Origin of the sequence: Mesorhizobium sp. M1423 (assembly GCF_040317575.1) — a bacterium.
GTDB lineage: Bacteria > Pseudomonadota > Alphaproteobacteria > Rhizobiales > Rhizobiaceae > Mesorhizobium.
Genome location: NZ_JAMYKU010000066.1, coordinates 1 through 4,455, shown reverse-complemented (window position 1 = coordinate 4,455; position 4,455 = coordinate 1). Strand labels below are relative to the sequence as shown.

At 56.9% G+C, this 4,455-nt stretch carries 4 protein-coding genes and 1 pseudogene; all 5 read right to left on the bottom strand.

Translation table 11 applies throughout. The features are described 5' to 3' along the window. Positions 1–500: pseudogene (locus tag NKG95_RS33960) on the bottom strand (type II secretion system secretin GspD); the annotation flags it as partial. 586 nt (positions 501–1,086) lie between these two features. Then, positions 1,087–1,719: a hypothetical protein gene (locus NKG95_RS33955; RefSeq protein WP_353043842.1), complete on the bottom strand. Its 633-nt coding sequence runs from the start codon at positions 1,717–1,719 to the stop codon at positions 1,087–1,089. Between the two features lie 41 nt (positions 1,720–1,760). Beyond that, a complete protein-coding gene (locus NKG95_RS33950) occupies positions 1,761–2,603 on the bottom strand; it encodes an RHS repeat-associated core domain-containing protein (RefSeq protein WP_353043841.1) in 843 nt (280 codons plus the stop codon). Between the two features lie 39 nt (positions 2,604–2,642). Then, the gene (locus NKG95_RS33945; protein ID WP_353043840.1) at positions 2,643–3,617 is read right to left on the bottom strand and encodes a transglutaminase family protein; all 975 of its coding nucleotides are present in this window, start codon (positions 3,615–3,617) and stop codon (positions 2,643–2,645) included. A 16-nt stretch (positions 3,618–3,633) separates the two neighbouring features. After that, positions 3,634–4,455, bottom strand: an 822-nt coding sequence (locus tag NKG95_RS33940) for an RHS repeat-associated core domain-containing protein (RefSeq protein WP_353043839.1), incomplete at its 5' end; no start/stop codon positions are given.

The window sequence follows — 4,455 nt, the reverse complement described above, 5'->3', positions numbered from 1 at the left end:
GACAGCGGAACGATCTGGTACGTGCCGGCGCGTTTGGTGATCCCGGCATTGTTTACGGCAAGTGCGGATTCCAGGATATCGACCAGAGCGTCCTGCGACACAGGTTGCGACGTCTGCAGCGTCACCGTCCCTTGCACGCGCGGGTCGACGATGTAGTTCAGGTGAAGTGCGTCGCCAAGCACTGCTTTCGCCGCTTGTGCGATGGGCGCGTTGACCAGATTGAGCTCGAATTGGCCGGAACCATCGGCCGTCACCTGGGCGATTGGCGCGCCAGACGACACAAAATTGCCGGAGCCCTGATACTGCGCACCGGAAAAGCGCTGGGCTTCACCTGCCGCAGTTAGGGGATGAGAAGCGTTATATCCCGCCCGCAGCGGCGAGTTTTTCGCGTGAAGGCTATCGACGGTTTCGGTAAAAAAATCCTTACCCGATGGGGACGTGCAGCCTGCGCACGCGAGCAGGGTGCACAACACCACGCGATTACTCAGCCTGATCGACATCCGCCCGATTCCCCTAGCTTTTTAGTCTAGAGCTTCTTGGGGATGGGCGCTGGAATTGCTGGTGTCATTCCGAACCTATCCACAGGGTAGGTGACGATGATTTCGACGCCGGGCATTGGTAAGGGTTTTAGTCGACGGCGAGAGGTGCGAAATCTCGTCCGCAGACGGATTGAGCATCAAGGGGGACGGATTGGGATTCGGGCGAGCTATTGAAATTGGGCACATTGGACTCCCGCAAGTGGATTCCGCAGCCACTCACACTGGCGATCCAGTCGCTGGCGGATGAGCCCTTTTGCTTCAGAACAATCGGTCCCAAACTCTACCCCGCTCATCCAGCCACCAGTCGAGAAAAACAGAAATGCGTGTTGAGTGTCGCCACGACCAGCTGTCCGCCGCCTCACACAGAACAACACGGAATACTCTTGATCGAAGTCGGCCGGGTTCTAAGCTTCTTACGCATGGCCGCTGAAATTGCTGGCGGCATTTGAGACTGTCCATAGGCAGGCACTATGGGGTGACGGCGATGTCCGAACCAACCATTGGGCAGTGACACAGTTGTAGCCTTGGACCGAGTCGGTCGATTCAGTTATCGCGCACAGCCGATAATTTTTGGCAAAAATACCTTCATGAACTCATAGATATTTCCATTCCCAAGGTCCACTTCATTTGTTTCCAGGAAATCAAGAAATTCCTCGCAAAGCTTTTGCCGCCCACCAAAAGCTTTATCGAAAATCTCGACAAGAGCGAAGTCGCCAAATACGAAGGTGAAGTCGCAGTCCAAATCGGCGCAAATTGCAAGGCCGCCATCCGCTCGCATCATGCCGCATGGCCGCATACCTAGCTCACTAGCATAGACGTATAGCCAATCTCGGCGTTCTGGACTGTATGGCGCCCAAAAAACCGGCTCCGGACTACGCTCGGCCAAAGGTTCCACCCAGAGATAACACCCTCCAACGAAATGCTCGCGAAAAAAGGCATCGAACATCCCTTCCGTCCATGTGCCATTGGTTGGCCCTTGAATCCCCAAGCACCCTTCAAGCAACCGAGCTTCGATATTTGCCTTGGGAGCATAAAGCTTCCGATCGGGAACAAAATCATCGCCCATGTCCACGAGTTCGATTTTCCGGAGCAACAAGCTGCGCGCGGCCTCTCTTTCTTGGGCGGATAGAGGCCGCATTCCATCTAAGATTTCTTTGAGTTGAAAACGAGCGCTACTCATTTGATGCATCCGGTTTTAGAAGTCGAGCTACGAAATCTGACCTATGGCGTTTGCGTCGTGGTTTGGCTGCTGGAAGAGTCGGAGCCATTGGTTTCTGTGCCATCATTGGTCTCGTCACTATTTGAGCTTTCCTCGCCTTGCGTCTGGTCCGGCTGAACATCGAATTTCTGGTTCTTTTTCCTGTCATCCGGATGTTGCAGTTCTATTCCGGGGTTCTTTGTGGACGTTCGTTCAGGATAGCTAACGACTCTTGTTCCATCCGGAAATGACGTAACGGTAACACCGTCTTTATTTGTCTTTGAATTAGCTCCAGGAAGGGCTTTAACCGCGTCGAGATTTTTGGCGGCTTGGGATTCCTCAACAGCTTTCTGTTTTACTGAACCCTTATTCTGTTTGGCTGGAGTAGTCCCCTGGTCTAACGCTTTTTCGACCTCCGGAAATCCTGCTGGAGGGGCGGTATCGTCAGGTTCCTCCTCGCTTATCATACCATAGATGCCATAGCCTACGACACCTACCGCTCCTACGACGGCTACAGCCACGGCAATCGCCGCAAGGGTTTCGCACCCCCCAGCCACACAAGCCACCCCAACTACAATTCGACCTCCCCAGACGGCAGCGTTATGCCCATTTGGATCGCTTTTGTTCACCGGATCGTTTTGGGCGTAGGCGTATCGGTTAGTACCGACTCCTAGTTTGGTCGGATCCCAATCGTCGGGCGAGATGAAGCGAACGAGCTGAACATTTGAGCGCGTGCTCTGCAGCTGCGGTAGGCGCGAACCATACGCCGATGCATAAGCTCCGGCGGTGCCTGACGCCATCATAGAGATGGCTAACATCACCGCCAATATGCGTTGAGCAATCCGGTTGCCGGTTGATCTCGTCATGCTAAATTTCCCCGTGCTCATCAATCACTGTGTCGGTGCCTAGTTCAGCTTCGGCTCGCGCCAGCCGAGCGCTTCGGCCTTGGCGAAGGCTTCGCGGTTGGCCCGGTAGAGATCATTCGCATAGGTAATCCTGTCGGCCGGGATGTCGCTCTGCTTCCGATATTTCTGGATGATGTTGGTATCGAGCAGCCGGTAGTAGGCCGTGCCCTTCTTCACCAGCGTGTAGGCGTTGGCCGGGTAGGCTTCGATCAGCACGTCAGCGACTGCGACTGCCTCGTCGTAGCGCCCGGTGGCGATGAGGTCGTCGAGGATCGGCATTGCGATGATCGACAGTGCCTCGCGCTGCGAGAGCGTTTTGAGGTAGACGCCATTGGCAATCGCCTCGTCAGTCATCGGCACTTTTTGCTGGTACCACGCATCACGCGTAAATCCAGCGCCGCTGGTGGCCTCGAGATTCCAGGTCTTGCCCGTCGCGTCGTCGGTGAATTTCACGAAGATATGCAGCGGCGCGGTCGAAAGCGTTACATCAAGGCCGAGACGCTCTCCCAGTATGAGGAAAAGAGCCGGCATCGAGACGCAATTGCCCTTTCTCGTCGCGAGATAGTTGGGCAGCGACTGCGAGCCGGGTTTCTGGCCGTAGGGATCTGAAAGATCATATTCAAACGGCCGGCCATTGTTCCACCAGCCGCCCTCATAGAGGAAGGTGCGCAGGGCCTTCATCCTCTCCATGCTGGTGGAAGCGGCATCGGGTGTCAGCGTGCCGAGCATCTTGTTGATCGTCGCCACCATGCTGTCGATTTCCGCGAGCGCAGTTGCTTCATTGATGGAGCGATCGACGAAGGTGTCGACCGCCAGCTTGGCACTGGCAAAGTCGGCTCTCCCGTCCGGCACATTGACCAGGGCACGAACGAAGGCTGCTGGGTTCGATCGGTCGATGCCTTCAGCTTTGGCCAGGCTACCCGCTGCCAGCATCAGGAGCAAAGCAGTTGCCAATTTGATCACACTGCGGGTCATTGCCCCTCCTTTCAGGTTACGGTGAGGTCTTGTCCTTAGCGCCTTGCGGATCCTTGGGAACAAACCTCCCGAGCACCGGATCCATGTATCTGGCATTGAGGTAGAGCAGCCCGGTCTCGGGATCGAAGCGCTCGCCGATATAGGACTTTTGCGTCTGGAAGCCGGTGTTGAGACGCTCGCCATAGGTGGCGTAGTTGGTCTGCTCGGCGATGGCGCCTGCGGCATCGGTGACCAGGCGCACCGAAGCCAGGTGATCGCGATGCAGGAAGGCTTTGGTCGTGCCTGTCACCTTGACGTCGGGATGGGGATAGCGGGTGTAGATCTCTGCTCCAGGTGTCGCCGGATCGATCTCCACCGAAGCGTCGGGATAGAGCGTGGTGGCGAAGGACGAGCTTTTTTTGGTTCGCGCGCCGTCCGGGCCGTAGAACAGCGACACGGTGTTGGCGGCGAGCGTCACCGTCTTTAAGCGATTGGCCTCGTCCCAGGTGAGCGTCCTGGTGCCGTCGGCGGTCATGTTGCCATTGGCGTCATAGGTGAGCGTCTTGGCGCCGACCGCTGTCGGAGCGTGCGGACGAGCGGCACTCGCCGAGGGATAGATGTACGTCCCGGCCACACGGGTGCGCGAGGTCAGATTGTCGTTGGCGGCATAGACGAACGTCTCGTCGAGCGTGTTGTTGCCAAAATTGTCGCTCGAAGTCAGCCGGTCGGCCTTGTCATAGCCATAGGTCCAGCTGTCGGAAGCCGTCAGCCCGATCGTGCCGGTGATGCGGCCGATGAGATCGCGGGCATACTGATCGTCGAGCAGGACCGTGGCGCCCTTGGCCGTGGTGACGCGGTT